General features: G+C 70.9%; 22 protein-coding genes. 11 read left to right on the top strand and 11 right to left on the bottom strand.

Annotated elements, in window-relative coordinates; translation table 11 throughout:
- The first annotated feature begins 1 nt into the window (after position 1).
- Together ACXJJ3_RS00535 and ACXJJ3_RS00530 are read left to right on the top strand one after the other, a co-directional pair.
- Positions 2-1,018, top strand: a complete 1,017-nt coding sequence (locus tag ACXJJ3_RS00535; protein WP_458167789.1) for an ABC transporter ATP-binding protein — start codon at positions 2-4, stop codon at positions 1,016-1,018.
- On the top strand, positions 1,015-2,766 hold the full coding sequence (locus ACXJJ3_RS00530) for a gamma-glutamyltransferase family protein (RefSeq protein WP_458167788.1): 1,752 nt from the start codon (positions 1,015-1,017) through the stop codon (positions 2,764-2,766). Before ACXJJ3_RS00535 ends, ACXJJ3_RS00530 begins: the two co-directional genes overlap by 4 nt.
- Here ACXJJ3_RS00530 and ACXJJ3_RS00525 read toward each other — a convergent pair.
- Positions 2,748-3,443 carry a GntR family transcriptional regulator gene (locus tag ACXJJ3_RS00525; RefSeq protein ID WP_458167787.1) on the bottom strand — a complete coding sequence of 232 codons (696 nt, stop codon included), beginning with the start codon at positions 3,441-3,443 and terminating at the stop codon, positions 2,748-2,750. The genes ACXJJ3_RS00530 and ACXJJ3_RS00525 overlap by 19 nt on opposite strands.
- Before the next feature lie 88 nt (positions 3,444-3,531).
- Between ACXJJ3_RS00525 and ACXJJ3_RS00520 the strand changes: the two genes are divergently transcribed.
- Entirely contained in the window at positions 3,532-4,392 is an 861-nt protein-coding gene (locus ACXJJ3_RS00520) for a GNAT family N-acetyltransferase (protein WP_458167786.1), read from the top strand.
- Here the strand turns inward: ACXJJ3_RS00520 and ACXJJ3_RS00515 are convergent.
- Both ACXJJ3_RS00515 and ACXJJ3_RS00510 read right to left on the bottom strand, forming a co-directional pair.
- On the bottom strand, positions 4,387-4,908 hold the full coding sequence (locus ACXJJ3_RS00515) for a TrmH family RNA methyltransferase (RefSeq protein WP_458167785.1): 522 nt from the start codon (positions 4,906-4,908) through the stop codon (positions 4,387-4,389). The two genes, ACXJJ3_RS00520 and ACXJJ3_RS00515, sit on opposite strands and share 6 nt — an antisense overlap.
- Positions 4,909-4,959: 51 nt before the next feature.
- Positions 4,960-6,726, bottom strand: a complete 1,767-nt coding sequence (locus tag ACXJJ3_RS00510; RefSeq protein WP_458167783.1) for a M1 family metallopeptidase — start codon at positions 6,724-6,726, stop codon at positions 4,960-4,962.
- Positions 6,727-6,855: 129 nt separating this feature from the next.
- Here ACXJJ3_RS00510 and ACXJJ3_RS00505 point away from each other — a divergent pair, with 129 nt between their 5' ends.
- Complete coding sequence (locus tag ACXJJ3_RS00505) at positions 6,856-8,424, top strand: adenylate/guanylate cyclase domain-containing protein (RefSeq protein ID WP_458167782.1); 1,569 nt, start codon at positions 6,856-6,858, stop codon at positions 8,422-8,424.
- A 6-nt stretch (positions 8,425-8,430) separates the two neighbouring features.
- Here ACXJJ3_RS00505 and ACXJJ3_RS00500 read toward each other — a convergent pair whose 3' ends face one another.
- Genes ACXJJ3_RS00500 through ACXJJ3_RS00490 form a run of 3 tightly spaced genes read right to left on the bottom strand, consistent with a single transcriptional unit; the run spans position 8,431 to position 10,666 of the window.
- The gene (locus tag ACXJJ3_RS00500; protein ID WP_458167781.1) at positions 8,431-9,144 is read right to left on the bottom strand and encodes a TioE family transcriptional regulator; all 714 of its coding nucleotides are present in this window, start codon (positions 9,142-9,144) and stop codon (positions 8,431-8,433) included.
- A complete protein-coding gene (locus ACXJJ3_RS00495; protein WP_458167780.1) occupies positions 9,134-9,868 on the bottom strand; it encodes an SDR family oxidoreductase in 735 nt (244 codons plus the stop codon). Before ACXJJ3_RS00495 ends, ACXJJ3_RS00500 begins: the two co-directional genes overlap by 11 nt.
- A gap of 12 nt (positions 9,869-9,880) precedes the next feature.
- Positions 9,881-10,666 (bottom strand): GNAT family N-acetyltransferase, encoded by a 786-nt coding sequence (locus tag ACXJJ3_RS00490; protein WP_458167779.1) that lies wholly within the window; start codon positions 10,664-10,666, stop codon positions 9,881-9,883.
- A gap of 103 nt (positions 10,667-10,769) precedes the next feature.
- Between ACXJJ3_RS00490 and ACXJJ3_RS00485 the strand changes: the two genes are divergently transcribed.
- Both ACXJJ3_RS00485 and ACXJJ3_RS00480 read left to right on the top strand, forming a co-directional pair.
- A complete protein-coding gene (locus ACXJJ3_RS00485) occupies positions 10,770-11,543 on the top strand; it encodes an ArsR/SmtB family transcription factor (RefSeq protein ID WP_458167778.1) in 774 nt (257 codons plus the stop codon).
- 8 nt (positions 11,544-11,551) lie between these two features.
- The gene (locus ACXJJ3_RS00480; RefSeq protein WP_458167777.1) at positions 11,552-12,838 is read left to right on the top strand and encodes a sulfatase family protein; all 1,287 of its coding nucleotides are present in this window, start codon (positions 11,552-11,554) and stop codon (positions 12,836-12,838) included.
- Here the strand turns inward: ACXJJ3_RS00480 and ACXJJ3_RS00475 are convergent.
- The 3 genes from ACXJJ3_RS00475 to ACXJJ3_RS00465 all read right to left on the bottom strand — a co-directional run bounded on the left by ACXJJ3_RS00475 (position 12,835) and on the right by ACXJJ3_RS00465 (position 17,046).
- Positions 12,835-14,958: a RecQ family ATP-dependent DNA helicase gene (locus ACXJJ3_RS00475; RefSeq protein WP_458167776.1), complete on the bottom strand. Its 2,124-nt coding sequence runs from the start codon at positions 14,956-14,958 to the stop codon at positions 12,835-12,837. The genes ACXJJ3_RS00480 and ACXJJ3_RS00475 overlap by 4 nt on opposite strands.
- A gap of 285 nt (positions 14,959-15,243) precedes the next feature.
- On the bottom strand, positions 15,244-15,723 hold the full coding sequence (soxR, locus tag ACXJJ3_RS00470) for a redox-sensitive transcriptional activator SoxR (protein WP_458167775.1): 480 nt from the start codon (positions 15,721-15,723) through the stop codon (positions 15,244-15,246).
- A gap of 45 nt (positions 15,724-15,768) precedes the next feature.
- Positions 15,769-17,046: an MFS transporter gene (locus tag ACXJJ3_RS00465; RefSeq protein WP_458167774.1), complete on the bottom strand. Its 1,278-nt coding sequence runs from the start codon at positions 17,044-17,046 to the stop codon at positions 15,769-15,771.
- A gap of 70 nt (positions 17,047-17,116) precedes the next feature.
- On the opposite strand from ACXJJ3_RS00465, the gene ACXJJ3_RS00460 reads away from it, so the two are divergent.
- Positions 17,117-18,094 (top strand): GlxA family transcriptional regulator, encoded by a 978-nt coding sequence (locus ACXJJ3_RS00460; protein ID WP_458167773.1) that lies wholly within the window; start codon positions 17,117-17,119, stop codon positions 18,092-18,094.
- Positions 18,095-18,193: 99 nt separating this feature from the next.
- On the opposite strand, the gene ACXJJ3_RS00455 is transcribed toward ACXJJ3_RS00460, so the two are convergent.
- The gene (locus ACXJJ3_RS00455; protein ID WP_458167771.1) at positions 18,194-19,321 is read right to left on the bottom strand and encodes a M24 family metallopeptidase; all 1,128 of its coding nucleotides are present in this window, start codon (positions 19,319-19,321) and stop codon (positions 18,194-18,196) included.
- Positions 19,322-19,399: 78 nt separating this feature from the next.
- Between ACXJJ3_RS00455 and ACXJJ3_RS00450 the strand changes: the two genes are divergently transcribed.
- From ACXJJ3_RS00450 to ACXJJ3_RS00440, 3 genes are read left to right on the top strand one after another with little or no spacing between them, the layout of a single operon-like run.
- Positions 19,400-20,176, top strand: coding sequence for an alpha/beta fold hydrolase (locus ACXJJ3_RS00450; protein WP_458167770.1), 777 nt, complete (start codon positions 19,400-19,402; stop codon positions 20,174-20,176).
- A gap of 40 nt (positions 20,177-20,216) precedes the next feature.
- On the top strand, positions 20,217-21,095 hold the full coding sequence (locus tag ACXJJ3_RS00445) for an SDR family NAD(P)-dependent oxidoreductase (protein ID WP_458167769.1): 879 nt from the start codon (positions 20,217-20,219) through the stop codon (positions 21,093-21,095).
- Complete coding sequence (locus tag ACXJJ3_RS00440) at positions 21,092-22,684, top strand: AMP-binding protein (protein ID WP_458167768.1); 1,593 nt, start codon at positions 21,092-21,094, stop codon at positions 22,682-22,684. The genes ACXJJ3_RS00445 and ACXJJ3_RS00440 overlap by 4 nt, the downstream gene beginning before the upstream one ends.
- Here the strand turns inward: ACXJJ3_RS00440 and ACXJJ3_RS00435 are convergent.
- Positions 22,671-23,453: an LLM class flavin-dependent oxidoreductase gene (locus ACXJJ3_RS00435; protein WP_458167767.1), complete on the bottom strand. Its 783-nt coding sequence runs from the start codon at positions 23,451-23,453 to the stop codon at positions 22,671-22,673. The two genes, ACXJJ3_RS00440 and ACXJJ3_RS00435, sit on opposite strands and share 14 nt — an antisense overlap.
- A 63-nt stretch (positions 23,454-23,516) precedes the next feature.
- Here ACXJJ3_RS00435 and ACXJJ3_RS00430 point away from each other — a divergent pair, with 63 nt between their 5' ends.
- Positions 23,517-23,921, top strand: coding sequence for a universal stress protein (locus ACXJJ3_RS00430; protein WP_458167766.1), 405 nt, complete (start codon positions 23,517-23,519; stop codon positions 23,919-23,921).
- Positions 23,922-24,353 lie beyond the last annotated feature (432 nt).

Here is a 24,353-nt window from a genome sequence, read left to right as displayed (position 1 = left end):
CATGGACACCGCCCTGGAAGTCGAGGACCTGGTCATGCACTTCGGCCCGGTGCGTGCCGTCGACGGGATCACGCTCAGGATCCGCGAAGGGTCCGTGCTCGCGCTCGTCGGCGAGAGCGGCTCCGGCAAGTCGACCGTCGGCCGCTGCATCGTCCGGCTGCTCGAACCGTCCGGCGGCACGGTCCGGCTCGCGGGCGCCGACATCACGCATCTGAACCGCCGTCAGCTCAGGCCACATCGGCGCAACGTGTCGATCGTCTTCCAGGACCCCGCCGGTTCGCTCGACCCGCGGTTGTCGGTCGGCGACATCGTCGGCGAACCGCTCCGGCTGCAGCAACGGCGGAAGGACATCCCGGCCCGGGTCGCCGAGGAGCTGCGCCGGGTCGGGCTCCGGCCGGAAGTCGCGCAGCGGGCACCACACGAACTGTCCGGCGGACAGCGGCAACGGGTCAGCATCGCCCGCGCGCTGATCTCCGAACCACGCCTGCTCGTCGCGGACGAGCCGACGAGCGCGCTCGACGTGTCGGTGCAGGCCGCAGTACTCAATCTGCTCTCCGACCTGCAGCGGGACCTCGGGTTCGCGTGCCTGTTCATCACGCACGACCTGTCGGCGGTCGAGTACCTCGCGGACGAGGTCGCAGTCATGTACCTCGGGCAGCTCGTCGAGCAGGGGCCGCGGCGGCGGATCTTCGCGCACCCGGCGCACCCGTACACCCAGGCGCTGCTGTCCGCGGCGCCGGTCCCCGACCCGGCCGAACAGCGCGCCCGGCGACCGGTGCTGCTCGGCGACGACCTCCCGTCGGCGATCGACCCGCCGCCCGGCTGCCGCTTCCACACCCGCTGCCCGGTCGCGGTGGACACATGCCGGACGGTCGTGCCGGAACCGCGGACGATCGGCGAAGGTGGACACCAGGTCGCCTGCCACCTCGTGAACGACGACGGCACCGGACCCGACGTACGGACCACAGCCGTACGGACCACAGCCGTACGGACCACAACAGAAGGAGCTGCCCGATGACCTTCACCACCCGGCCGACGCTGCGCGGTACGTTCGGGATGGTCTCGTCCACGCACTGGCTCGCGTCGCAGTCGGCGATGCGGATCCTCGAGCTCGGCGGGAACGCGTTCGACGCGGGTGCTGCCGCCGGGTTCGTGCTGCACGTGGTCGAGCCGCACCTCAACGGTCCGGGCGGTGAGGTCCCCGCGATCATCGCGACCGCGGACGACCCGGCGCCGCGGGTGCTGAGCGGCCAGGGTGTCGCGCCGGCCGGTGCGACGATCGAGCACTACCGGTCGCTCGGGCTCACGCTCGTCCCGGGATCCGGTCCGCTGGCGGCGACGGTTCCGGGGGCGGTCGACGCGTGGCTCCTGTTGTTGCGCGACCACGGCACTCTGCCGTTGAGCGTCGTACTCGAGCCGGCCATCGAGTACGCGCGGAACGGGCATCCGCTGGTGCCGCGGGTTGCGGACACGATCGGGACGGTGCAGCAGCTGTTCGAGGAGTACTGGCCGACGTCGGCGGCGTTGTGGCTCCAGGGCGGGCGGCCGGTGACGGGGCGGTTCAGCAATCCGGCGTACGCCGAGACGCTCGAACGACTCGTGCGGGAGGCGGGCGACGGCGGGCGGGCGGAGCAGATCGAGCGGGCGCGGAAGGCATGGCGCGAGGGGTTCGTCGCGGAGGCGGTGGACAAGTTCTCGCGGATCCCGCATCGGGATTCGAGCGGGGCGGATCACGGCGGGCTGATCACCGGGGCGGACATGGCCGCGTTCGAGGCGAGCTGGGAGGCGCCGGCGACGTACGAGTGGAACGGGTACACCGTCGCGAAGACGGGTCCGTGGGGTCAGGGACCGGGGCTGCTGCAGTCGCTTGCCGTCCTCGCGGCGCTCGGTGAGGTCGACCTGGACAGCGCCGAGGGGGTGCATGCGACGGTCGAGGTGCTGAAGCTGTCGTACGCCGACCGCGAGGCCTGGTACGGCGACGGCGCCGACGTACCGCTGGAGACGCTGCTCTCCCCCGCGTACGCCGCCGAGCGGGCGAAGCTGGTCGGGGCGGAGGCGTCGCTGGAGCTGCGTCCGGGGCGGCCGGACGGGCGGACGCCGGTCCTGCCGTCGATTGCCATCGGCAACGAGACGGGCGATGCGACGACCGGTGAGCCGACCGTGTCGCCGGTCGGTGAGACGCGCGGCGACACGTGCCATGTGGACGTCGTCGACCGGTGGGGGAACATGATCTCGGCGACGCCGAGCGGCGGGTGGTTGCAGTCGTCGCCGACGATTCCGGAGCTCGGGTTCTGTCTCGGGAGCCGGGCGCAGATGTTCTGGCTGGAGGAAGGGCTGCCGGCGTCCCTGGCGCCCGGTCGGCGGCCGCGGACGACGCTGACTCCGACGCTGGTGCTGCGGGACGGGGATCCGGTGCTGGCGTGTGGGTCGCCTGGTGGGGATCAGCAGGACCAGTGGCAGTTGCTGTTCCTGCTGCGGCATCTTGGTGCCGGGGTGGATCTGCAGGAGGCGATCGACGCGCCGGCGTGGCATACGACGGGGTTCCCGTCGTCGTTCTACCCGCGCGCGACAGAGCCGGGTGGGCTGGTGATCGAGAGCCGGGTCGGTGCCCACATCCGCGACGAGCTGGTACGGCGTGGGCACGTCGTCACGGAGTCGGATCCGTGGAGCCTCGGCCGTTTGTGCGCCGTCCGCAAGGAAGCCGACGGCGTGCTGGCCGCCGCCGCCAACCCCCGCGGCATGCAGGGCTACGCCGTCGGCCGCTGACCCGGCGCCGGGGTCGCGTCGGCCCGACGCGCGAAGGCCGCCTGCGCTGCTGCCGCTACGTGGGTGTGGGCGGCCTTGCGGGCTGTTTCGGGGTCGCCGGCTTCGATGGCGTCGACCAGGTGCGTGTGTTCTTCCGACGAGTGCGGCGCCCGGTGCGCCGCGCCGGTGCGGAAGACCCGGTGGACGTGGTGGTACATCGCGGTGGACATCGACTGCAGCCAGCGGTTGCCGCTGAGGTCGATCACCGCGCGGTGGAACTCGCTGTTCAGTTCGGCGATCCGGTCCAGGTCCTCACTCGCGGTCGCCTCGGCGATCAGGGCACGGAGGGCGGCAATGCCGACGGGGTCGGCACGTTCCGCGGCCTGGGCGGCGGCGAGAGTTTCCAGCTGCTGCCGCACGGCGAACAGGTCCCGGACGGCCGCCTCGTCGAGGGTCGCGACGACCGCGCCCCGTCGCGGCAGGATGTCCACGAAGCCCTCCGCCTCGACCACCCGCAGCGCCTCGCGCACCGGGTTCCGCGACACCCCGAAGTCCTCCGCGACCCGCAGTTCGGTCAGCCGTTCACCTTCGCGGTACTCGCCGTCGACGATCCGCCGGCGCAGCTCCGTCAGCACCTGCTCGCGCAGCGCCACATGGTTCGCACCCACCGACCGCACCGGCCCCGGCAACTCGGCCACGCCCCACCACCCCTGTCCCGTTCCGCGTCACCGTAACCGATCCGGGCGCGGACGAACACGTGATCCGGCACCGGGTTATGTTGACGGCTTGAGCATCAGAGTGATTCCCCTCCACGACCCCGACTTCCGGCCGTTGAGCCGCCGGATCGCGTGGCTGGCCGCGCACGCCGACGGTACGCCGGTGGGCTCGGCGTTCCTCCGCCTCGACAGCCGGACCACGCACTCCCATCTCGGCGAGTTCGAGCTGAACGTGCATCCGGCCGAACGCCGGCACGGGATCGGCACGCTACTGCTCGGCGCGGTCGTCGGCGGCGCGCGCGACCACGACGTACGGACCGTGATCACCGACGTCGACGTCGGCTCGATCGGCGACGGGTTCCTGCAGTACCACGGATTCGAGATCGGGCTGACGTTGATCTACGCGCGGCTCGACCTCGCGCAGCGCACGCCCGACGTACCGTCGGTGCCCGGCTACCGGCTGATGTCGTGGGAAGGGGTCGCGCCGGAGGAGCTCGTGCCGACGTTCACCGACGCGCGGACCGGGATGGCCGACGCGCCGGCCGGCTCGATCGCGGCCGGTGTCGACGTGTGGGACGCCGACCGGACCCGGCACGCCGCGAGGCTGATCGAGCAGCGCGGCGACCGCCTGCTCGTCGTCGCGGCGCTGGACGGTACCGGGCGGATGGCCGGCTTCACCGAGGTCGTCGTACCGGGTGACGGCAAGGGCGACGGCCAGCTCTACGGCACCGCCGTCCTCCCCGAGCACCGCGGCCGGGGCCTGGCCCTGTGGATGAAGGCCGCCCAGATCACCGAAACCCGCCGCCGTTTCCCCGACCTCGACGGCCTGCTCACCGACACCGTCGACACGAATACCCCGATGCGCCGCACCAACGAACGCCTCGGCTACCGCCCGTACCTCCACGTTCACCGGCGCAAGCTCGACCTATAGCAGACCGGCCAGGCGGTACAGCACGAGCGACCCGGCCACGGCGACGTTCAGGCTGGCGCCGGTCCCGATCATCGGGATCTCGACCACCAGATCGAGCTGGTCGACCGCCTCCGGTGGGATGCCGGTGCGCTCGTGCCCGAGCACCGCGATCGTCCGGTTCCGCGCCGCGGGCAGGTCCGCCAGCCGGATCGCCTCGTCGGCCAACTCGACCCCGATCACCGTGGTGTCCGGTCTGCTCCGCTGGTCGATCAGCCAGCGCACCGGGTTGTGCCCGGTCCAGTGCACGCAGGTCCGCCGCCGCAACGTGTTGCCCTTGGCAAGCGCCTCCGGCACCCAGGGCAACTTCGGTACGGCCAGACACGCACCGACGGCGTCACACGTGCGGAGCAGCGTCCCGAGGTTCACGTCGTACAGCGGCCAGAGCGGCGCGATCAGCAGATGGTCCCAGCACGAATGGGACGTGCGGCGGCGTTGGTGCTTGAGCTCCTTGCGGCTCCGCACCCGGATCCCGCTCATCGAACGGCGGGATCCAGCCTCCCGTCAGGAATGTGAGTCATGCCCGCCAGTCTACTGGCCGAGGATCTTCTGGACAGCCGCCGTGGTGATCGGGTGGTAGCCCGGGCGCGCCTTCGCGAAGACCTCGGCGGCGAACGCGCGGTCGGTGCCGGCGAGGGCCTGGTAGACAGGCAGGACGAGCTTCATCCGGCCGACCTTCGTCAGGAACTCGGCCATCTCGGCGTACGCCGCCTCGTAGCTGCTCGCGGCAACGATCTGGTACCAGCGGCGTGCGATCTCGCCGTTCGCCGTACCGGTCAGACCGTACGCCCGGTCCAGCTGCTGCAACAGCAACGGGCTCAGTACGTCGGGAGCCGCGTCGAGGAACCGCAGCCACTCCTGCGTCGTCCACCGCTCCGCGCCGTGCGGCAGCTCCCCCGTCGCCAGCCACGTACTGCGGGCCTCGTCCACGACCTGGAACCGCGCCGACACCGCACGCGCCGCGAACGCCGGGATGCCCGGCTCGTACAGCCACGCGGCCAGCTCGTCGTCGGTCACCACGTCCGGGTGCGGCGCGATCAGGTGCTCACGCAGGTGCTCGACGAAGTCGTCGGTGTTGATGCTGCGGAACGCGAACCGGTCGAAGTACCCGCGCAGGAACGGGTCGAACACCTCCCGCGTGAACCGCTCCTCCAGCCAGGACAGGAACCACGAACCCTTGAGCGGCCCGGTCGACGTCGTCCCGTGGTACTCCGACCGGTGGTGCAGCCCGGGCAGCTCGACCGCGAGCTCGGCCGGGGTCAGCGGGTCCAGCTTCACCACGGTCGCGTGCTGCTTGATCGCGGTCTCCATGAGGGCGAACTCGGTCCCGTACACCGCCTCGACGATCCGGTTCTCGACGTACGACGTGAAGCCCTCGTTGAGCCAGATGTCGTCCCAGCTGTCCTGGGTGACCAGGTTGCCGGACCAGCTGTGCGCGAGCTCGTGCGCGATCACGCTGACCAGCGACTTGTCGCCGATCACCACGGTCGGCGTCGCGAACGTCATCCGCGGGTTCTCCATGCCGCCGTACGGGAAGGACGGCGGGAGCACGAGCAGGTCGTAGCGACCCCACCGGTACGGGCCGAAGAGCTCCTCGGTGACCCGCATCATCTCCTCGGTGTCCGCGAACTCCGTCGCGGCCTTCCGTACCGTCGCGGGCTCGGCCCACACCCCGGAACGCTCGCCCAGCGGCTCGAACACCAGGTCACCCGCGGCGATCGCCAGCAGGTACGACGGGATCGGCTCGGGCATCACCACGTCGTACGAGCCGGTACGGCGGGACGTCGTACCGTTGTCGGCGCTCATCAGCACCATCAGCTCGGGCGGCGCGGTGACGTGCGCGGCATAGCTGAACCGGACGCTCGGGGTGTCCTGCAGCGGCACCCAGCTGCGGGCGTGGATCGCCTGCGACTGGCTGAACATGAACGGCAGTACGCCGCCGGCCGTCATCGCCGGCTCGAGCCACTGCAGGCCGCTCGCGGTCGGCGCTGTCCGGTAGCTGACCTTCACCCGCGGATGGCCCGCGGTCGTGACGGTCAGAGCGGAACCAAGCTCCGGATCGGCGTCGGCGAGGCTGTACTCCAGCGGCTCCCAGCCGTCGTCGGTCTGCCCGTCGACACCGAGGACCGTGATGTCGCGGGTGTCGAGAACCAGCCGGTCACCGGCACCGGTCCAGGCCAGCGTGTGCGTCGCGCTGCCGGACAGCACCTGCTGACCGAAGTCGAGTGCGAGGTCGAGCTCCAGGTGGGTCGTCCGGACCCGCTCCGGCTCGGCGTAGGAGTGGCGATCGTGCGTCAAGGGAAGCTCCCCGAGTGAGGCGTCCGGGGAACAGTACCCAGGTAAGGACCTGTTCGGGCGGCCAATCTGGGCCACCCGCACCACCGTGCCAAAACCCGGCTTCACTCCTGACTTGGCAGACTAGGGTCCATGACCATCCAGCGGACGGCCCACGCGAATCCTGAGCTGGTTCTCAGGCGGCGTCCGTTCGGCTCCTGGCTGCTCGGACCGGCCGACCAGAGCACCCGGCGGCTACGGATCCGGCTACAGATCCTGATGACCACGTTCTCGATCGGCACCAACCTGATCGGCGCGCTGGTCGTGTTCGTGCTGGCGGTGTTCGTCCTGCCCGGTCCGTCGCTGGTCGACCAGCTCCAGTTCGTCGACGCGATCGTGATCCCGGCGTACTTCCTGGGCGCGATGACGCTCGGCTGTGTCTGGAGCCGGCGGCTGACCCGGCGGGTGACCCGCTGGATCGAGCTGGGCCGCCCGGCGACCCGGCAGGAACAGATCGCCACGCTCCAGTTGCCGCTGCGGCTGACGCTGATCGAGGTACTGCTCTGGCTGGTCGCGGCCGTGTTCTTCACCGTGATGACGCTGATGCTGCAGCCGGCGAACGCGCTGCGGGTCGCGCTGACCGTGATCGACGGCGCGATCATCACCTGCTCGGTGTCGTACCTGCTCACCGAGTTCGCGCTCCGCCCGGTCGCGGCGCGGGCGCTGGCCGACTCGTCGCCACCACGACGGCTGCTCGCGGCCGGGTTGAAGGCGCGGACGCTGTTCTTCTGGGCAGTCGGCTCCGCCGTACCGGTCGCCGGGCTGATGCTGGCCGCGGTGCTCGCGCTGATCGAGCGGGACGTGACCATCACCCGGATGGCCGTCGTGATCCTTGCCCTGGGCATCGTGGCGCTCGGCAACGGGTACCTGCTGACCTGGCTGTCGGCGAAGTCCGTGGTCGCGCCGGTCCGCTCGGTGCGGGACGCGCTCAGCCTGATCGGCGAGGGCCGCCTCGACGTCAACATCCCGGTCTTCGACGGTACCGAGCTGGGTTCGCTGCAGGCCGGGTTCAACCGGATGACCGACGGGCTGCGCGAACGCGAGCGGATCCGCGACGTCTTCGGCCGGTACGTCGGTCCCGGCGTCGTCCGGGAGGCGCTGACCAGCGACAGCCTCGGCGGCGAGGAGCGGTTCGCCGCCGTCCTGTTCGTCGACCTGGTCGGCTCCACCGAACTGGCCACCCAGCGGCCGCCGACCGAGGTGGTGCAGCTGCTCAACCGGTTCTTCGCGATCGTGGTCGCCGAGGTGGACCGGCAGGGCGGGTTCGTGAACAAGTTCGCCGGGGACGCCGCGCTGGCGATCTTCGGGGCGCCGGCCGAGCTGCCGGACCCGGCGGGCAGCGCGCTGGCGGCCGGGCGGGAGCTGGCCCGGCGGCTGGCCGACGAGTTGCCCGAGGCAACCGCCGGGCTGGGGATCACCGCGGGCGTCGTGGTGGCCGGCACGGTGGGCGACGTCCGGCGGCACGAGTACACGGTGATCGGCGACCCGGTGAACGAGGCCGCGCGGCTCAGCGAGCTGGCGAAGACCGCGCCCGGGCGGCTGATCGCGTCGATGAGCGCGGTCGAGCAGGCGGAGACGGCCGAGTCGGATCAGTGGCGGCAGAGCGACCTGGTCACGGTGCGGGGACGGTCGGTGCCGACGCGGCTCGCTGTCCCTCAGTGATCAGGCTCAGTGATCAGACTCAGTGATCAGCTCGTGCAGCAGCGCGGCGCCGTACAGCATGGCTTTGGTCTGGCGGTCGTGGGCGGCGCGGCGTTCGGCGATCGCGGTGCGCAGCGCGTCGGTGCTGCCGGTACGGCGTAGTCCGTCGAGCACGGGCTTGATCTGCTCGAAGTAGTACCGGCCCTGGCGGAGCATGTGGATGATCCGCGCGTCCCGGACCTCCTCGGGACCGTACCGGCGGTACTTCGTCCCCGGCTCGCGCGCCGGCGCCAGCAGCCCGGCGGCCTCCCAGACGCGCAGCGCCGACGTCCGGATCCCGAGTCGATGCGCCAACTCCCCCACGAGCAACGACGGACCGGTCACCGGTTGCTCGTCGACGTACTCCGCGGCCAACGCGGCCAGCGCATCACTCGCGGCGTCCGTCGCCTGCCGCTGCTCGTGAAGCGCGGCATGGGCGGCGTCGACCAGCCGGTACGCGAGCGCCTCGTCGCCGTCGTGCACAGCACGCATGATCGCCGACGCTGTCTCCGCGCCGAACCCCGGCGCGAGCGCCCGGTACGTGAGCAGCGCCTGCACGTGCTCCGGTCCGTACTGCCGGTACCCGCTGTCCGAGCGCGGCGACGGCGGCAGGATGCCGTCCGCCTCGTAGTTGCGGACAAGCTGGGTCGAAACCCCGGCACGCCGCGCCAGGTCGACCGGGCGCAGCGCTTTAGCGGCCACCGGCGACGTCAACCGTCGACCCGGTCATGTACGACGACCGGTCCGACGCCAGGAACGCGATCACGTCGGCGACCTCCTCCGCCTTCCCCGGACGGGCCAGCGGCGGCGTCGTACCGATCCGGTCCAGCCGGCCCGGTTCGTGGATGTCGGTCTCGATCAGCCCAGGCCGGACGCCGAGCACCCGCACGCCCTCCTTCGCGACCTCGTTGCCGAGGCCGACCGTCAACGCGTCCACGGCGGCCTTGCTCGCGGCGTAGTCGACGTACTCCCCGGCCGACCCGAGCACCGCGGCGCGCGACGACACGTTGACGATCACGCCGCCGGTCCCGCCGTACGCCGTGGACATCCGCCGGACCGCGGCGGCCGCGACCAGGAACGCGCTGATCGAGTTGATCCGGAACACCCGCTCGAGGCGGGCGGCGTCGTACTCCGCGACCCGGCCGGACGGCGACACCACGCCGGCGTTGTTGATCACGGCACCGATCGGGCCGAGCTCGGCGGTCACGGTGTCGAACAGCCGCTCGACCTGGTCCGCCTCGACCACGTCCGCCTGAACCGCGACCGCGCGGCGGCCGAGCTCCTCGCAGGCCTTCACCACCCGCGCGGCCTCGTCGGCCTGCGTCCGGTAGTTCACCCCGACGTCCCAGCCGTCCGCGGCCAGTGCAACCGCGGCGGCCGCTCCGATCCCGCGACTTCCTCCGGTGACCAGCACAACCCGACTCATGCGCTCATTCTTTCACGCAGGCGGGCGGACGATCTGAAGCTGGGTCTCGGTATCGGCGAAACCCACCGACCGGTAGATCCGGATCGCCAGGTACTCCGGGTCCGCCACCATTACCAGCGTCCGCGCCTGGGTCAGCCCGTACGTGGACGCGTGGTGCACCAGCGTCCCGGCCAGCCCGCGGCCGCGATCCTCCGGCGAGGTCTGCACGTTCTGGAACCGGGCCAGCCCGCTGCCGTCGAAGATCAGCCCGAGCGAACTCTGCAGCCGGTCGCCGTCGAACGCCCCGAACCACTTCCCGTTCCCGGCCTCCACCACGGCCCGCTTCGCGACCAGCTTGCGCCGGGTGAATTCCTTGTACTCGTCGTCGACCGTCATGTCCGTACACGCCAGGCTCTGCTGGTAGAGCTGCTCCCAGTCGTCGTCGCCGGCCAGCAAGCGGTACGTCGCCTGCTCGTTCGGGCGCTGCGGCGGGACGACCTTCTGCGCGGTCATCACCACGTTGTGCTCGATCTCGAACCCGGCCGCGGCCAGCTCGTCCGCGGCGCCCGGGTCGCCGTCGGTGCTGTCGATGCCGAACGCAACATGTTTCGCGTCCGGGAACTCGCGGTGGAAGTCGTCCAGCCGGAGCTTGGTGTCGTCGGGCGCGAACGGCGTCCGGTAGAGCAGGAAGTTGCCCCACCAGAAGCCGGGATTCGCCGGGGTCCGGACGACGACGTACTCGCCGGTGTCGCGGAACTCGCTGCCGCCCAGCTCGAGCAGCAACAGGTCGGTCCGAAAGCCCAGGCTGGTGATCTCCACCCAGCCATCCTCACCCATCCGTCAACCAGGTTTGACGCGCAGCCGTTTGGCTGCCTATTGTGGTTAGGCAGCCGATTGGCTGCCTTTCTTGATCGGGAGTGCGATGGACGACGAGGTGTTCCGGGCGCTGGCCGACCCCAGCCGGCGGCGGCTGCTCGACCTGCTGAACGCGCGGAACGGGCAGACCCTGCGCGAGCTGTGCGCCGAGCTGGCGATGGCCCGGCAGTCCGTCAGCAAGCACCTCGCCGTGCTCGAGAGCGCGAACCTGATCAGCACCGTGTGGCGCGGGCGGGAGAAGTTGCACCACCTGAACGCCGAACCGATCAACGCGATCGCGGACCGGTGGATCCACCAGTACGACCGGCGGCGGGTCCAGCTGCTCGCCGACCTCAAGACCTCTTTGGAGAATCCTGTGAACGACTTCGTCTACACGACCTACATCCGGACGACGCCCGAGCGGCTCTGGCAGGCGCTCACCGATCCGGCCTTCACCTCGCAGTACTGGGGACTGCATCACGAGACCGACTGGGAACCCGGATCGCGCATGGTCTGGCACCAGGGCGACGTCGCGATCGACGGACCGGGGCAGGTCGTCGTCGAGCACACGCCGTACTCGCGGCTCTCCTACACCTGGCACCACATCACGCGGGAGTTCGCGGACGCCGTGGGGCTCTCCGGCGAGGTGTACGAGCAGACCAGCCGGGAGCCGCTGTCGACGGCGGTGTTCGAGCTCGAACCGGCCGGCGAACAGGTGAAGCTGACGCTCGTCCACACCGGTTTCGAGCCGGGCAGCACGATCCGGACCATGATCCAGGACGGGTGGCCGGCGTTGCTGTCGGACCTGAAATCCTTGCTGGAGACCTCAGCCGCTGCCTAGGGAGCCTTATGCCCCGCCCGAACATCGTGATCATCTACACCGACGACCTGGGCTGGGGTGATCTCGGCTGCTACGGCAGCCCCGAGATCCGAACGCCGCACGTCGACGCGCTCGCCGCCCGCGGCGTCCGGATGACCGACTGGTACTCGAACTCGCCCGTCTGCTCGCCGTCCCGCGCGTCCCTGCTGACCGGACGGCATCCCGCGCACGCCGGCGTCGAGGCGATCCTCGGCGCGGCACGGGACACGCACGGGCTGCCCGCGCAGGAGACGGTCGCGTCGGCGCTGTCGGCAGCGGGATGGCGTACGGCGGTGTTCGGAAAGTGGCACCTGGGGGTGGACGCCGCGTCGGCGCCGATGCGGTTCGGGTTCGACGAGCACTTCGGGTTCCGCGCCGGGTGCGTCGACTACTACTCGCACATCATGTACTGGGGTGTGCGGAACCCGCTGCACGACTTGTGGTCGGGGGACGACGAGGTGTGGCACAACGGGGAGTACCTGACCGACCTGATCACGGATCGCGCGGTGTCGTACATCGCGGCGGCGGAGGAACCGTTCCTTTGCTACGTCGCCTACAACGCGCCGCATTACCCGATGCACGCGCCGGCCGACGCGATGGCGCAGTACGACCATCTCCCGTGGGACAAGCAGGTGATGGCGGCGATGATCACCCGGGTCGACGACGGCGTCGGGCGGATCGTCGCCGCGCTCCAGGAGACCGGGCGGCTCGAGGACACGATCATCTTCTTCTCCTCCGACAACGGCCCGTCCGCGGAAGACCGCAACTGGCTCGGCGGCGAGGAGATCGCGTACGCCGGCGGCTCGACCGGCGGGCTACGCGGCCACAAGGGGTCGCTCTACGAGGGCGGCATCCGCGTCCCCGGCATCTGGTCCTGGCCGGCCGCCCTCCCCGCCGGGGTGGAATGCGCCGAGCCCGCCGCGATGATGGACGTCCTACCGACGGTGCTGTCCGCCGCCGACGTACCCCTCCCACCGAACGTCGACGGCACCAACCTCCTCCCTCTGCTGGTTGAGGGCACGGCTCCCGAACGCACCCTCACCTGGGAATACGTAGGCCAACAGGCCGTCCGCCGAGGCCCCTGGAAGCTCGTCACCAACCCATCCGAACACCTAGGCGCCCCCACAGTCCCCGGCACCCACCTCTTCAACCTCACCAACGACCCAGCAGAGACCCACAACCTCGCAGCCACCCACCCCGAAGTCCTCAAAGCCCTCCAAGCCGCCAACGCAGTCTGGACCAAAACCCTCACGGCTTGGCGGTCTCCGGCTGGCTAGGGGCGTTTGTGGATTACCAGCGGGAGGACTGCTCGTGCGCCGGCTTCGCGGAGTTTGGCTGTGGCTACTGTGACGGGCCACTGGGAAGAGGTTGCGTCGACCAGCAGCAGGACCGTCCGGTCGTTCACGTCCTGGGTTGTGGTGGGGTCGACCACGATGCCGTCCCGCCACACCTTGGCTTCTTCGGCCGAGGAGAGGTCGTCGGCCCAGCCGGTGCGGTTGACCGTCAGCTCGGCTCGGTCGAGGCGACCCACCCCGGCCACGTGGTCGGCGATCACCGACGTCAGGTCAGGGTGACCACCCGCCGCCAGCGGTACGACGACCTCCGGGCGGGACGACCACGAGCCACGCCAGCGGGACAGCGCCGCGACGGCACCGGCCTTCAGCGCCTCGACGGCGTCGTGGGTCGGCGTACCACCGAACGCGCCCTGCAACACCTCCCGCCACTCCGGCGCATCGGCGTACACGATGATCCGTCCCGGCTCGGCGGACAACGCCGGCGGGATCTTGCCCCGCGCGCCAAAAGCCCCACCCGGCCACATCTTCCGCGGCTCCAGCACATGCACCTCACCGCGCAGGAGCCGCGTGACAGCGGCCACCGTCTCCGGATCCGGCTGCGCCACCAACGGCTCCGGCAACTTCCCCAAACACACCGAGCACCGCCCGCACGGCTCCGCGGACGGATCGTCCAGCGACTCCTGCAGCAGTTGCATCAGGCAACGGTCACCGCGGGTGTACGCGCGCATGATGTCCGCCTCGCGCCGCCGAACCGACACGATCCCGTCGTAGTGCGCCGCGTCGAACGTCCACTCCGCACCGGTCCGCAACCACCCGCGCTCGACCCGCTCCACGACTCCGTCGACGGCGAGCTGCTTCAGCATCAACTCCACGCGCGTACGCCGCAGCCCGGTCTCCGCCTCCAACGCCGGCACCGACGCGGGCTGGTCCGGTCCGTAACCCTCCAGCGCACGCAGCAACCGCTGCACATTCTCCGGCACCGGGATCGTCGCGGTCGCGAAGTAGTCCCACACGCCCGAATCCGCGTCCGACGGCAGCAGCGCCACCACCGCGTGGTCGATCCCGCGCCCGGCACGCCCGACCTGCTGGTAGTACGACACCGGCGACGGCGGCGAACCCACATGCACGACGAACCCGAGGTCCGGCTTGTCGTACCCCATCCCCAACGCCGACGTCGCGATCAACGCCTTCAGCCGGTTGTCCCGCAGCGCGTCCTCGAGGCTCTCCCGCTCCCCCGCCTCCAACTGCCCGGTGTACGCCGCCACCGGCACGTCCCGCCCGTGCACCTCCTGGATCACCGCCGCCAACCGCTGCGCATCCGCGACGGTCAGCGCGTACACGATCCCCGACCCCGGCAGCTGCGGCAGTACGTCGACCACCCACGCGAACCGGTCCAGCGGCGACAGCGCATCCACCACGGCAAGCTGCAGACTCGACCGCGCCAGCGGACCACGCAGTACCAACGTCGACGCGCCGAGCTGTTTCGCGACGTCGTCGGTGACACGCGAGTTCGCCGTCGCGGTGGTCGCGAGCACCGGGGTGTCGGGGTTGAGCTTCTGGAGCACGTCGGACACGCGCCGGTAGTCCGGGCGGAAGTCGTGTCCCCAGTCGGACACCGCGTGCGCTTCGTCGATCACCAGGAGCCCGATGTTGCCGGCGAGCCCGTCGAGCACGCGCCGCCCGAAGCCCGGGTTCGCCAGACGCTCCGGAGACACCAGCAGTACGTCGATGGCGCCGGAGCGCAGGTCGTGCTCGATCTCCGACCAGGCGTCGATGTTGTTCGAGTTGAGCGTCGCGGCCCGTAGTCCCGCCCGGCTCGCGGCGCCGACCTGGTCGCGCATCAACGACAGCAGCGGCGACACCACCAGCGTCGGCCCGAACCCCTCCGCCCGACGGATCGCGGTCGCCGCCCAGTACACCGCGGACTTGCCCCAACCGGTCGCCTGCACGACGAGCACCCGCGCCGCCGCCTCACACAACGCCGCAACCGCAGTCTCCTGATCCGCCCGCAGCCGCGCGTCGTCCCCCGCGATCGCCCGGATCACGTCCCCCGCAACCTTCGCCCGCTCCTCGGTCAGCATCATCGCGTCGGTCTCACCCATGCCCGAAACCCTAGACGCCCCCACCCCCAATCCGCTTGCTCGCACACCGTCCCTGTGGACAACCCACACCGCCCGCCTCCCACACGAGCGGATATCCGTTCCCGTTGGGGGTTCTCCCCTCTAACACGAGCAGAGAACCCACACCATGAGGGGATATCCCCTCCTGTGCGCCGGACGACGCGGGTGCTGCGGCGGCGGGTGCGGTGGCGGGTGCGGTGGCGGGTGCGGTGGCGGGTGCGGCGGCGGGTGCGGCGGCGGGTGCGGTGGCGGGTGCGGTGGCGGGGGTTAGGCGCAGTGGGTGGGGTGGCAGGGTTGGTTGGTGGGGGTTAGGAGGCGGCGGGGGCCGGGGCCGGTGGTGGCCAGGGTGTCGCCGGGGTTGGCGAGGGCGCAGCGGTCGAGGGAGAGGCAGCCGCAGCCTACGCAGTCCTTGAAGTCGTCGCGGAGTTGTTCCAGGTGGAGGATGCGGCGGTCGAGTTCGGTCTGCCAGCATTCCGAGATGCGTTCCCAGTCGGCGCGGGTGGGGGTGCGGTTCTCGGGGAGGAGTTTGAGGATCGCGGCGACCTCGGCGAGCGGGATCCCGACGCGTTGGGCGATCCGGACGAGCGCGACCCGGCGGAGCGTGTCGCGCTTGTAGCGGCGCTGGTTTCCGGAGGTACGGCGGCTCACGATCAGTCCCTGGCGCTCGTAGAAGTGCAGCGCCGAGATCGCCACGCCGCTGCGCTCCGACAGCTGTCCGACGGTCAGCTCACCCGGCTCGATGTCCATCGCCTGTCCTCCAACCTCAACTTATCTCGAGGCTAGCGGACGGGTTCAGGCGGCGACGACCCGGCGCCGCCCGATGCTCGCGGACATCAGCGCGGCTCCGGCGCACAGCCCGCCGGCGAGGTACCACGCGAGGTTGTAGCTGCCCTGCGCATCCCGGATCCAGCCGGCGCCGGTCGCCGCCAGGGCAGCGCCGACCTGATGCGACGCGAACACCCAGCCGAACACGATCGGCCCGTCCTCCCCGAACCACTCCCGGCACAAGGCGACCGTCGGCGGCACGGTCGCCACCCAGTCGAGCCCGTAGAAGATGATGAACACCCATGTACTCGGCGCAGCGGTCGGACCGAGCAGCGACGGCAGCACCAGCAGCGACAGCCCGCGCAGCGAGTAGTACGCGATCAGCAGGTACCGCGGATCCCACCGGTCGGTCAGGTACCCGGAGAAGATCGTCCCGCCGACGTCGAACACACCCACCAACGCCAGCAGCGACGCAGCCGTGGTCGCAGGCATCCCGTGGTCGTGTGCGGCCGTGACGAAGTGCGTACCGACCAAACCGTTCGTCGACGCCCCGCAGATCGCGAACCCACCAGCCAGCATCCAGAACGCCGGCCGACGCACAGCCATCCGCAACGCGTTCAACGCCCGCATGGCGCTACTACCAGTCGCCACGACGCGCTGCCCAGCAGTACTACCTTCGGGAGCGCCGTACGCCCGCAACCCAACGTCGCTCGGGAAGTCCCGTAAGAACAGCAACACCAGCGGTACGACGGCCAACGCTGCACCGGCTGCCACAAGAGCAGGCACACGCCAGCCGTAGCTCGCCGCAAGCGACGCAATGAGCGGCAGGAAGATCAGCTGACCGGTAGCACCGGCCGCCGTGAGGATCCCCGTCACCAGACCGCGACGATGCACGAACCACCGACCGGTAATAGTCGCCACGAACGTCATGGACATCGACCCTGTGCCGACGCCGACCAGCAGACCCCAGCACAGCAGCAGCTGCCATGAGGAAGTCATGAAGACGGTCAGCCCGCTGCCCAACGCGATCAGGACCAGCGCCCCGCCGACCACCTTGCGCAGCCCGAGCCGGTCCATCAGCGCGGCCGCGAACGGCGAGATGCCGCCGTACAGCAGCAGGTTGATCGACACCGCCGTCCCGATCGTCGCGTGCGACCAGCCGAACTCCTCGTGCAACGGATCCAGCAGCACGCTCGGCACCGAGCGGAAACCGGCCGCCCCGATCAGCGTCACGAACCCGACCACCGCGACCGCCCAGGCCAGGTGCACCCGGGGAGCCTTCTTCGCCTCCACAATCTGCGTCACCGAACCAGAGTGCCGGTTCGACAGCCATCGAACTAGTGGCCACATAGTCAACATGTGTCAAGATGTGGCCATGAGCCGTCAGTCCGCCGGACGCCCGCACGTGATCGCGGTGCTCGCCCTCGAGCCGGTGGTCGGGTTCGACCTGACCATTCCGCCGACCGTCTTCGGCGCCGCCACCACCGCCGACGGCACCAAGCTGTACGACGTCCGCATCTGCGGCCTCGGCGGACCGGTCCGCGCGGGCGCCGGGTTCACGCTCACTCCGGACCACGGCCCCGAGGCCCTCGCCGCGGCCGACACCGTCATCGTCCCGGGCACGTACATCCGCCAGCCGCGGTACGAAGGCACGCTGCCCGACGACCTCGCCGCGGCGCTCGCCGGCATCCGTCCGGGCACTCGGATCGCGTCGATCTGTACGGGCGCCTTCGTGCTCGGCGCGGCCGGATACCTCGACGGCCGTCCGGCGACCACGCACTGGGAACGCGCCGAGCTGTTCCGCTCCGTTTATCCACAGGTGAAGCTCGACGAGGACCGGCTGTTCATCGACGACGGCGACGTCCTCAGCTCGGCCGGTCTGGCCGCGGGCATCGATCTCTGCCTGCACCTGATCCGCCGCGACTTCGGCAGCGAGGTCGCGAACCGGGCCGCCCGGCACTGCGTCGTCGCACCGTGGCGCGACGGCGGCCAGTCCCAGTTCATCGAGCACGCCGTACCCGAGGAGGGCAGCGAGGGTACGTCCCCGACCCGCGCCTGGGCGTTGCGGCACCTGAACACCGAGATCAGCCTGTCCGCGATGGCGGCGTACGCGCAGATGAGCGTGCGGACGTTCAGCCGGCGCTTCAAGGCCGAGACGGGTCAGTCGCCCGGGACGTGGCTGCTGCAGCAACGGGTGCGGCACGCGTGCCATCTGCTGGAGACGACCGACCTGTCCGTCGACCGGATCGCCGAGGAGGCCGGCCTCGGTACGGCAGCCTCGCTGCGGCATCACCTGCGGTCGGAGCTCGGCGTGTCCCCGCTCGCCTACCGCAAGACGTTCCGGGCGGGTTAGGGCGTGTCTGGTAATTCCGCGCCGTAGCGAGGAGGTGCCCGGTGCGGCGAGGTGCCGTGCCGGGCGCCCCGCAGTAGGCGGGGGATTACCAGACACGCCCTAGACCTCGACGAGCTTGTGCGGCTGCTTGTTCATCGGCTCGACGCCGTCCGCGGTGACGACGACGATGTCCTCGATCCGCGCGCCCCAGCGACCGGCCTGGTAGATGCCCGGCTCGACGCTGAACGCCATCCCGGCCTCCAGCGGCAGGTCGTTGCCCTCGACGATGTACGGGTCCTCGTGCACGTCCAGCCCGATCCCGTGCCCGGTCCGGTGGATGAAGTAGTCGCCGAACCCGGCCGCCGCGATCACGTCCCGCGCGGCCGCGTCGATCGCCTCCGCGGTCACACCCGGCCGGACCGCGTCCACGGCCGCCTGCTGCGCCGCCTGGAGTACGGCGTACGTCGCGGCCACGTCGGCGTCCCGCGGCGCGCCGACGGCGTACGTCCGGGTCGAGTCCGAGTTGTAGCCCTCGGCAACGGGCCCGCCGATGTCGACGACCACCACGTCGCCGGCCTCGATCACCCGGTCGGACAGCGCGTGGTGCGGGCTGGCGCCGTTCGGCCCGCTGGCGACGATCACGAAGTCCGCCTCGGTGTGCCCCTCCTCGACGATCGCGGCCGCGATGTCGGCGCCGACCTCGGCCTCGGTCCGGCCGGGACGCAGCCACTCCCCGACCCGGGCGTGCACGCGGTCGATCGCGGCGCCGGCCTTCCGGAGCGCGTCGATCTCGGCGGCGTCCTTGCGCATCCGGAGCTCGCGGACGATCGGGCCGGCCAGCACCTGCTCGGCCTTCGGCAGCGCGTCCCGGATCGCCAGCACGTGCAGCGCCGGCGTGAAGTCGCTGACCGCGACGCGGCCGGATCCGCCCAGCCGCTCGGCGGCCAGCTGGTACGGGTCGACGCCGTCCACCCAGGTCAGGACGTCGACGCCCAGCTCGTCGAGCGGCAGGCCGTCGTACCCGGGTGCTTCGAGCTTCGGTACGACGAGCGCCGGCGCGCCGTCGGCCGGGATCAGCAACGCGGTGAGCCGTTCGAACGAACCGCCCGGCTGACCGATCAGGTAGCGCAGGTCGGAGCCCGGCGCGATCACCAGACCGGCGCCGGCCGCGACCTCGCGGGCACGGTCCAGGCGGGCACGGAGGACGGCGGCATCGGGTACGTGAGGGAGTGCTGAGCGACGGGCCATGCTCCGACTCTAAAACTGTCGGAACGGGTTGCTACAACTGGGTTTCGCTCAAACCCCTGCTCGGCGAAAGGCACTTCGATGGCACTGCACTTCGTGTCCCACGGCGACGGCGTCCCAGTTCTCGCGCTGCACGGCTGGACCCCGGACCACCGGCTGATGACCGGCTGTCTGGAGCCGATCTTCGGCGAGCTGACCGGATTTCGAAGGCTCTACCCGGACCTGCCCGCGATGGGGCAGAGCCCGGCCGGGGACATCGACAGCTCGGACGGCATCATGGCCGCGCTGCGGGCGTTCGTCGACGAGCAGATCGGCGACGAGCCGTTCCTGCTGATCGGCGAGTCGTACGGCGGGTACCTCGCGCGCGGGCTGGTCGCGGAGAGACCCGGGCAGGTCCGCGGGCTGGCGATGATCTGCCCGGTCGGCGAGCTCCGGCACCCGGACCGGAAGCTCCCCGAGCACGTCGTACTGCGGACCGAGCCCGGCGTGCTCGAATCGCTCGAGGAGGGCGAGGACTTCACGGAGCTCGCGGTGGTGCAGACCGCCGCGGCGCTGGCGGCGTACCGCAAGGACGTCGCGCCGGGGCTGGCGGTCGCCGACGGCGCCGCGATGGAGCGGATCCAGAAGAACTGGGCGCTGACGATCGCGCCGGAGAGCGGGCCGCCGTACGTCGGGCCGTCGCTGATCCTGTGTGGGCGGCAGGATCAGGTGACCGGGTTCGAGGACCTGTTCACGTTGCTCCCCCACTATCCACGGGCAACGTACGCCGTCCTCGACGTGGCCGGGCACAACCTGCAGATCGAGCAGCCGGAGCTGCTGCGTGCGTTCGTCAGGGAGTGGTTGCTCAGGGTGGGTTGAGGGCTCCCGCCGACGGCTACCAGCGGGTAATGTCGGCGGCATGGTGACTGCGAAGCGCCCGATCGGATGGCCGTTGCTCGTCGCGCTGACCAACGGGCGGACCCGGATCTCCGACGAGCGGCTCGCTGCTGCCGTCCGCGGGAAGGTCGTCCTGGTGACGGGCTCGTCGTACGGGATCGGCGAGGCCACCGCCCGGCGGCTGGCCGTGGCCGGAGCGACCGTGCTGCTGGTGGCGCGCACCGAGGAGCAGCTGCAGGTGGTGGCCGACGAGATCCGGTCGGGCGGCGGGTCGGCGTACGTGTATCCGGCGAACCTGGCGGATCCGGCCGCGGTCGAGGAGCTCGTGCGGACGGTGCTCGCGGCGCACGAGCGGGTCGACGTACTGGTGAACAACGCGGGCAAGTCGATCCGGCGATCGATCGCGGACACGTACCAGCGGTTCCACGACATCGAACGGACCAACGCGGTCAACTACCTCGGCCCGGCCAAGCTCGTCCTCGAGCTGCTGCCGTCGATGCGGGAGCGGCGGTCCGGGCACATCGTAAACGTGTCGACGGCCGGCGTACGGACGCCGCCGATGGCGCGCTGGTCGGCGTACCTGGCGTCGAAGAGCGCGTTCGACGTGTGGCTGCGGTGCGTGGCGCAGGAGGTCCGCGGGGACGGGGTGACGACGTCGACCGTCTACATGGGGCTGGTGCACACGCGGATGAGCGAGCCGACGCCGCTGCTGAACCGGATGCCCGGGCTGTCGCCGGAGCAGGCCGCGGACCAGGTCTGTACGGCGGTGGCGGACCGGCCGCACAACATCACGCCGCCGTTCGTCCGCCCCGCCGATGCCGTGGGCAACCTTTTGCGGGTGCCGACGGATCGGTTGTTCGAGCAGTACTTCCGGCGGACGGGAGGCGGGAAGAAGCGATGATCCACCCGATCGGACCGCTTCGCCCGCCCGAGTGGCTGGTGCAGGGCGCGGCCGAGGCCGGCGGGTTGTCGGTCGCGCTGATCCGCTCCGGGGTGTGGCGCTCGGCCGGGCCGGCGCAGTTGGTCCGGATCGAACGGGCGCTGCGGAGGTGGGGTCAGTCGATGGCGACGTTGGGTGCGGTGGCGGCGATCCGGTTCCCGGACCGGGCGGCGGTGATCTGCGGGGACGACCGGCTGACGTACGCCGAGCTGGACGCCCGGTGCGAGCGGATCGCGGCGGGGTTACATGCGGACCACGGGATCGTTGCCGGCAGCAAGGTTGCGGTCCTGTGCCGGAATCATGCGGGCTTCCTGGAGGCGACGCTGGCCGCGTCGAGGCTGGGCGCCGACGTACTGTTCGCGAACACGGAATTCGCACCACCCCAACTCCAGGCAGTCCTCGAACAACATCAACCCGACCTTCTGATCCACGACCCCGAGTTCACCCCACCACGCGCCGTCCGCTCGCTTCTCTCCTCCGATCTCCCGCAGGGTCAGGTGGGAGATGCGCCTGTGGATGGGCGGGTTGGGCACATCACGTTGTTGACGTCCGGGACTACGGGTGCGCCCAAGGGGGCGCCTCGGGTGCCTACTGCGGTGGGGTTGGCGGGGTTGACCGGGAGTGCGTTGCAGCGGTTCGGGTTGCGGGCCGGAGAGCCGATGGTGATTGCTCCGCCGTTGTTTCACGGGGTTGGGTTGTTGACGTCGATGTTGGCCTTGTTCCTCGGGTCGCCGCTCGTGCTGCGGCCGCGGTTCGACGCCGCGACCTTGCTGGCGGATGTCGAGGCGACCCGGGCGGGTGCGGTCGTCGCGGTGCCGGTGATGTTGCGGCGGCTGCTGGAACTCGGGCCGACGGCGACCGCGACGTACGACCTGCGGTCGCTCCGCGCGGTCGTCTCGGGCGCCTCGCAGCTCGGCGCGCCACTGGCCGCGGAGTTCATCGACCGGTTCGGCCCGGTGCTGTGCGACGCGTACGGTTCCAGCGAGGTCGGCATCGCGACGATCGCCACCGCCGCCGACCTGATCGAAGCGCCGGGGACCGTCGGCCGGCCATGTCTCGGCAGTTCGATCCGGATCCTCGACGACCACGACCGCCCGGTCCCCGCCGGGACGACCGGCCGGATCTTCGCCGGCGGCGGCCTGGTGTTCGGCGGCTACTCCGACGGCTCGAACAAGACCGTCGTCGACGGCCGGATGAGCACCGGCGACCTCGGCCACCTCGACGCAGCGGGCCGGCTGTACGTCGACGGCCGTGAGGACGACATGATCGTGTCCGGCGGCGAGAACGTGTACCCGGTCGAGGTCGAGCAGTGCCTCGCGGCGCATCCCGCGGTCGCCGAGGCGGTCGTCACCGGCGTACCGGACGACGAGTTCGGCCAGCGGCTGATCGCGTACGTCGTACTCTCCGCGCCGGCCACCGAGGACGAGCTGCTCGCCCAGGTGAAGGCGAACCTGGCCCGCTACAAGACCCCGCGCCAGGTCGTGATCCTCGACGAACTCCCCCGCAACGCCACCGGCAAGGTCCTCCGCAACCGCCTCACCCCGCCGTGAACAGGCCGTAGAACCGCGTCATCCGATCGAGCGCACCGCTCTCCTCCCCGAACGACACCGCGATCGTCTCCGCACCTGCGGCGGCCAGCTCGTGCGCCATCGCGACAACCGGCTCCGGTTCACCGCCGGACCAGTCGAGCCGCGTCCCGGCCCGCACCGGCCGGTCGCCGTACGACCGCAGCTCGGCCACCGCCGCCGCGAAGCCGGGACCGTCCAGCCCGAGCCCTTGCCACTCGTCCCCGTACCGTGCGGCCCGCCGCAGCGCGGGTCCCGTCGTACCGCCGATCATCACCGGCAACGGCGCCCGCAGCGCCGGCTCGAACACGCCGCCGCGGTCCCGCCCCTCGAACAGGTCGCGGATGATCGCGAGCGACTCGTCCGTACGCCGCCCGCGCTCCGCGAAGGTCGCACCGACCGCGGCGAACTCGGCCTCCACCCAGCCGGCGCCGAGGCCGAGCACGATCCGCTCGCCGGACAACCGATGCAGTGTCGCGGCCTGCTTCGCGACGACGTACGGGCTGCGCAACGGCAGCACGAGCACCGACGTACCGAACCGGATCCGGGTCGTCCGCGCGGCGAGATACCCGATCGTCACCAGCGGCTCGTAGACACCGCCGTACGTCGAGCCGAAGTCACCCGGCGGGAGCAGGTGGTCGGGCAGCCACGCCGTACCGTAGCCGAGCTGCTCGGCCGCGACGGCCAGCTCGACGAGGCGCTCGGGCTGCATCGCGGCGGACTCGTCCGGGAGGACCACTTGGAGTTCGGGCATGGCACGACCCTATGCGGGGCGGCCTGTCCGAAGGAGCGGGTGATTGATGGGAGAGTGGGGGCCGTGAAGATTCTCGTCGGATACGTACCAACGCCCGAGGGCGAGGCGGCCCTGACCGCGGCGGCGGCCGAGGCCGAGCTGCGCGGGGCCTCGATCCTGCTGCTGAACACCAGCCGCGGGGACTCCTACATCGACGCCCGCTACGCCGGAGCCGACGAACTGGCCGCCGCTGAGGCGAAGCTGCGCGCGCTCGGCGTCGAGGTGACGATCCAGCAGGCGCTCTCCGAAGGCGACGTCGCCGGCGCGCTCCTGAAGGCGGCTGCCGCCGAGGACGTGGTCCTGATCGTGCTGGGCCTGCGCCGCCGCAGCCCCGTCGGCAAGCTAATCCTCGGCAGCACCGCCCAACGCGTGCTGCTGGAGTCGCCGGTCCCGGTTCTCGCCGTGAAGGTGCCGTCGCCCCACGACTGACGGTGCGCGGCGGATCCGCCGACGCGGACGTTCGCCGAGGACGCGGTCCGCCAGGCCATCACAATTCGCGGGTGTGGTGCGGCTCAGGCGTGGGTTGGGTGTGGTGTGGCGATTGTGATGGGGTCGGCGTCCGGGTAATCCGGGTGAGGGGTTGGCGGTGGCCGCCTAAACTGGTCGGGTTATGCCTGATGCCCGGACCGAGTCCACTTCCCCAGCCCCCACCCCGGCCCCGGCGTCCCGCCGACGCCGCCGCGGCGGCAAGGGCCGCAGAAACCCCGCCGAGCCGTCGTCCGACACTCCTCGAACCGCGCCGGACATCCCCGCACCCGATGCCGGGCATTCCAGCGGCAGCGCCAGCCCTCGTTCGAGCTCGAGCAGCAACTCCAACAGCAGCTCCAGTGCCGGCTCCCGCGGCAGCGGCAGCGGCGGCAG

The sequence above is a fragment of the Kribbella sp. WER1 genome, from assembly GCF_054189145.1.
The sequence above is the reverse complement of the archived record's forward strand: the minus strand, read 5'-3'. Positions and strand labels throughout refer to the sequence as shown.

What these genes read in the sequence shown, in the direction of transcription:
- ACXJJ3_RS00535 (WP_458167789.1), top strand. Translation starts at nt 2, where the DNA reads ATGGACACCGCCCTGGAAGTCGAGGACCTGGTCATGCACTTCGGCCCG.
- ACXJJ3_RS00530 (WP_458167788.1), top strand. Translation starts at nt 1,015, where the DNA reads ATGACCTTCACCACCCGGCCGACGCTGCGCGGTACGTTCGGGATGGTC.
- ACXJJ3_RS00515 (WP_458167785.1), bottom strand. Translation starts at nt 4,908, where the DNA reads ATGAGCGGGATCCGGGTGCGGAGCCGCAAGGAGCTCAAGCACCAACGC.
- ACXJJ3_RS00505 (WP_458167782.1), top strand. Translation starts at nt 6,856, where the DNA reads ATGACCATCCAGCGGACGGCCCACGCGAATCCTGAGCTGGTTCTCAGG.
- ACXJJ3_RS00495 (WP_458167780.1), bottom strand. Translation starts at nt 9,868, where the DNA reads ATGAGTCGGGTTGTGCTGGTCACCGGAGGAAGTCGCGGGATCGGAGCG.
- ACXJJ3_RS00485 (WP_458167778.1), top strand. Translation starts at nt 10,770, where the DNA reads ATGGACGACGAGGTGTTCCGGGCGCTGGCCGACCCCAGCCGGCGGCGG.
- ACXJJ3_RS00480 (WP_458167777.1), top strand. Translation starts at nt 11,552, where the DNA reads ATGCCCCGCCCGAACATCGTGATCATCTACACCGACGACCTGGGCTGG.
- ACXJJ3_RS00475 (WP_458167776.1), bottom strand. Translation starts at nt 14,958, where the DNA reads ATGGGTGAGACCGACGCGATGATGCTGACCGAGGAGCGGGCGAAGGTT.
- soxR (WP_458167775.1), bottom strand. Translation starts at nt 15,723, where the DNA reads ATGGACATCGAGCCGGGTGAGCTGACCGTCGGACAGCTGTCGGAGCGC.
- ACXJJ3_RS00460 (WP_458167773.1), top strand. Translation starts at nt 17,117, where the DNA reads ATGAGCCGTCAGTCCGCCGGACGCCCGCACGTGATCGCGGTGCTCGCC.
- ACXJJ3_RS00455 (WP_458167771.1), bottom strand. Translation starts at nt 19,321, where the DNA reads ATGGCCCGTCGCTCAGCACTCCCTCACGTACCCGATGCCGCCGTCCTC.
- ACXJJ3_RS00450 (WP_458167770.1), top strand. Translation starts at nt 19,400, where the DNA reads ATGGCACTGCACTTCGTGTCCCACGGCGACGGCGTCCCAGTTCTCGCG.
- ACXJJ3_RS00445 (WP_458167769.1), top strand. Translation starts at nt 20,217, where the DNA reads ATGGTGACTGCGAAGCGCCCGATCGGATGGCCGTTGCTCGTCGCGCTG.
- ACXJJ3_RS00440 (WP_458167768.1), top strand. Translation starts at nt 21,092, where the DNA reads ATGATCCACCCGATCGGACCGCTTCGCCCGCCCGAGTGGCTGGTGCAG.
- ACXJJ3_RS00435 (WP_458167767.1), bottom strand. Translation starts at nt 23,453, where the DNA reads ATGCCCGAACTCCAAGTGGTCCTCCCGGACGAGTCCGCCGCGATGCAG.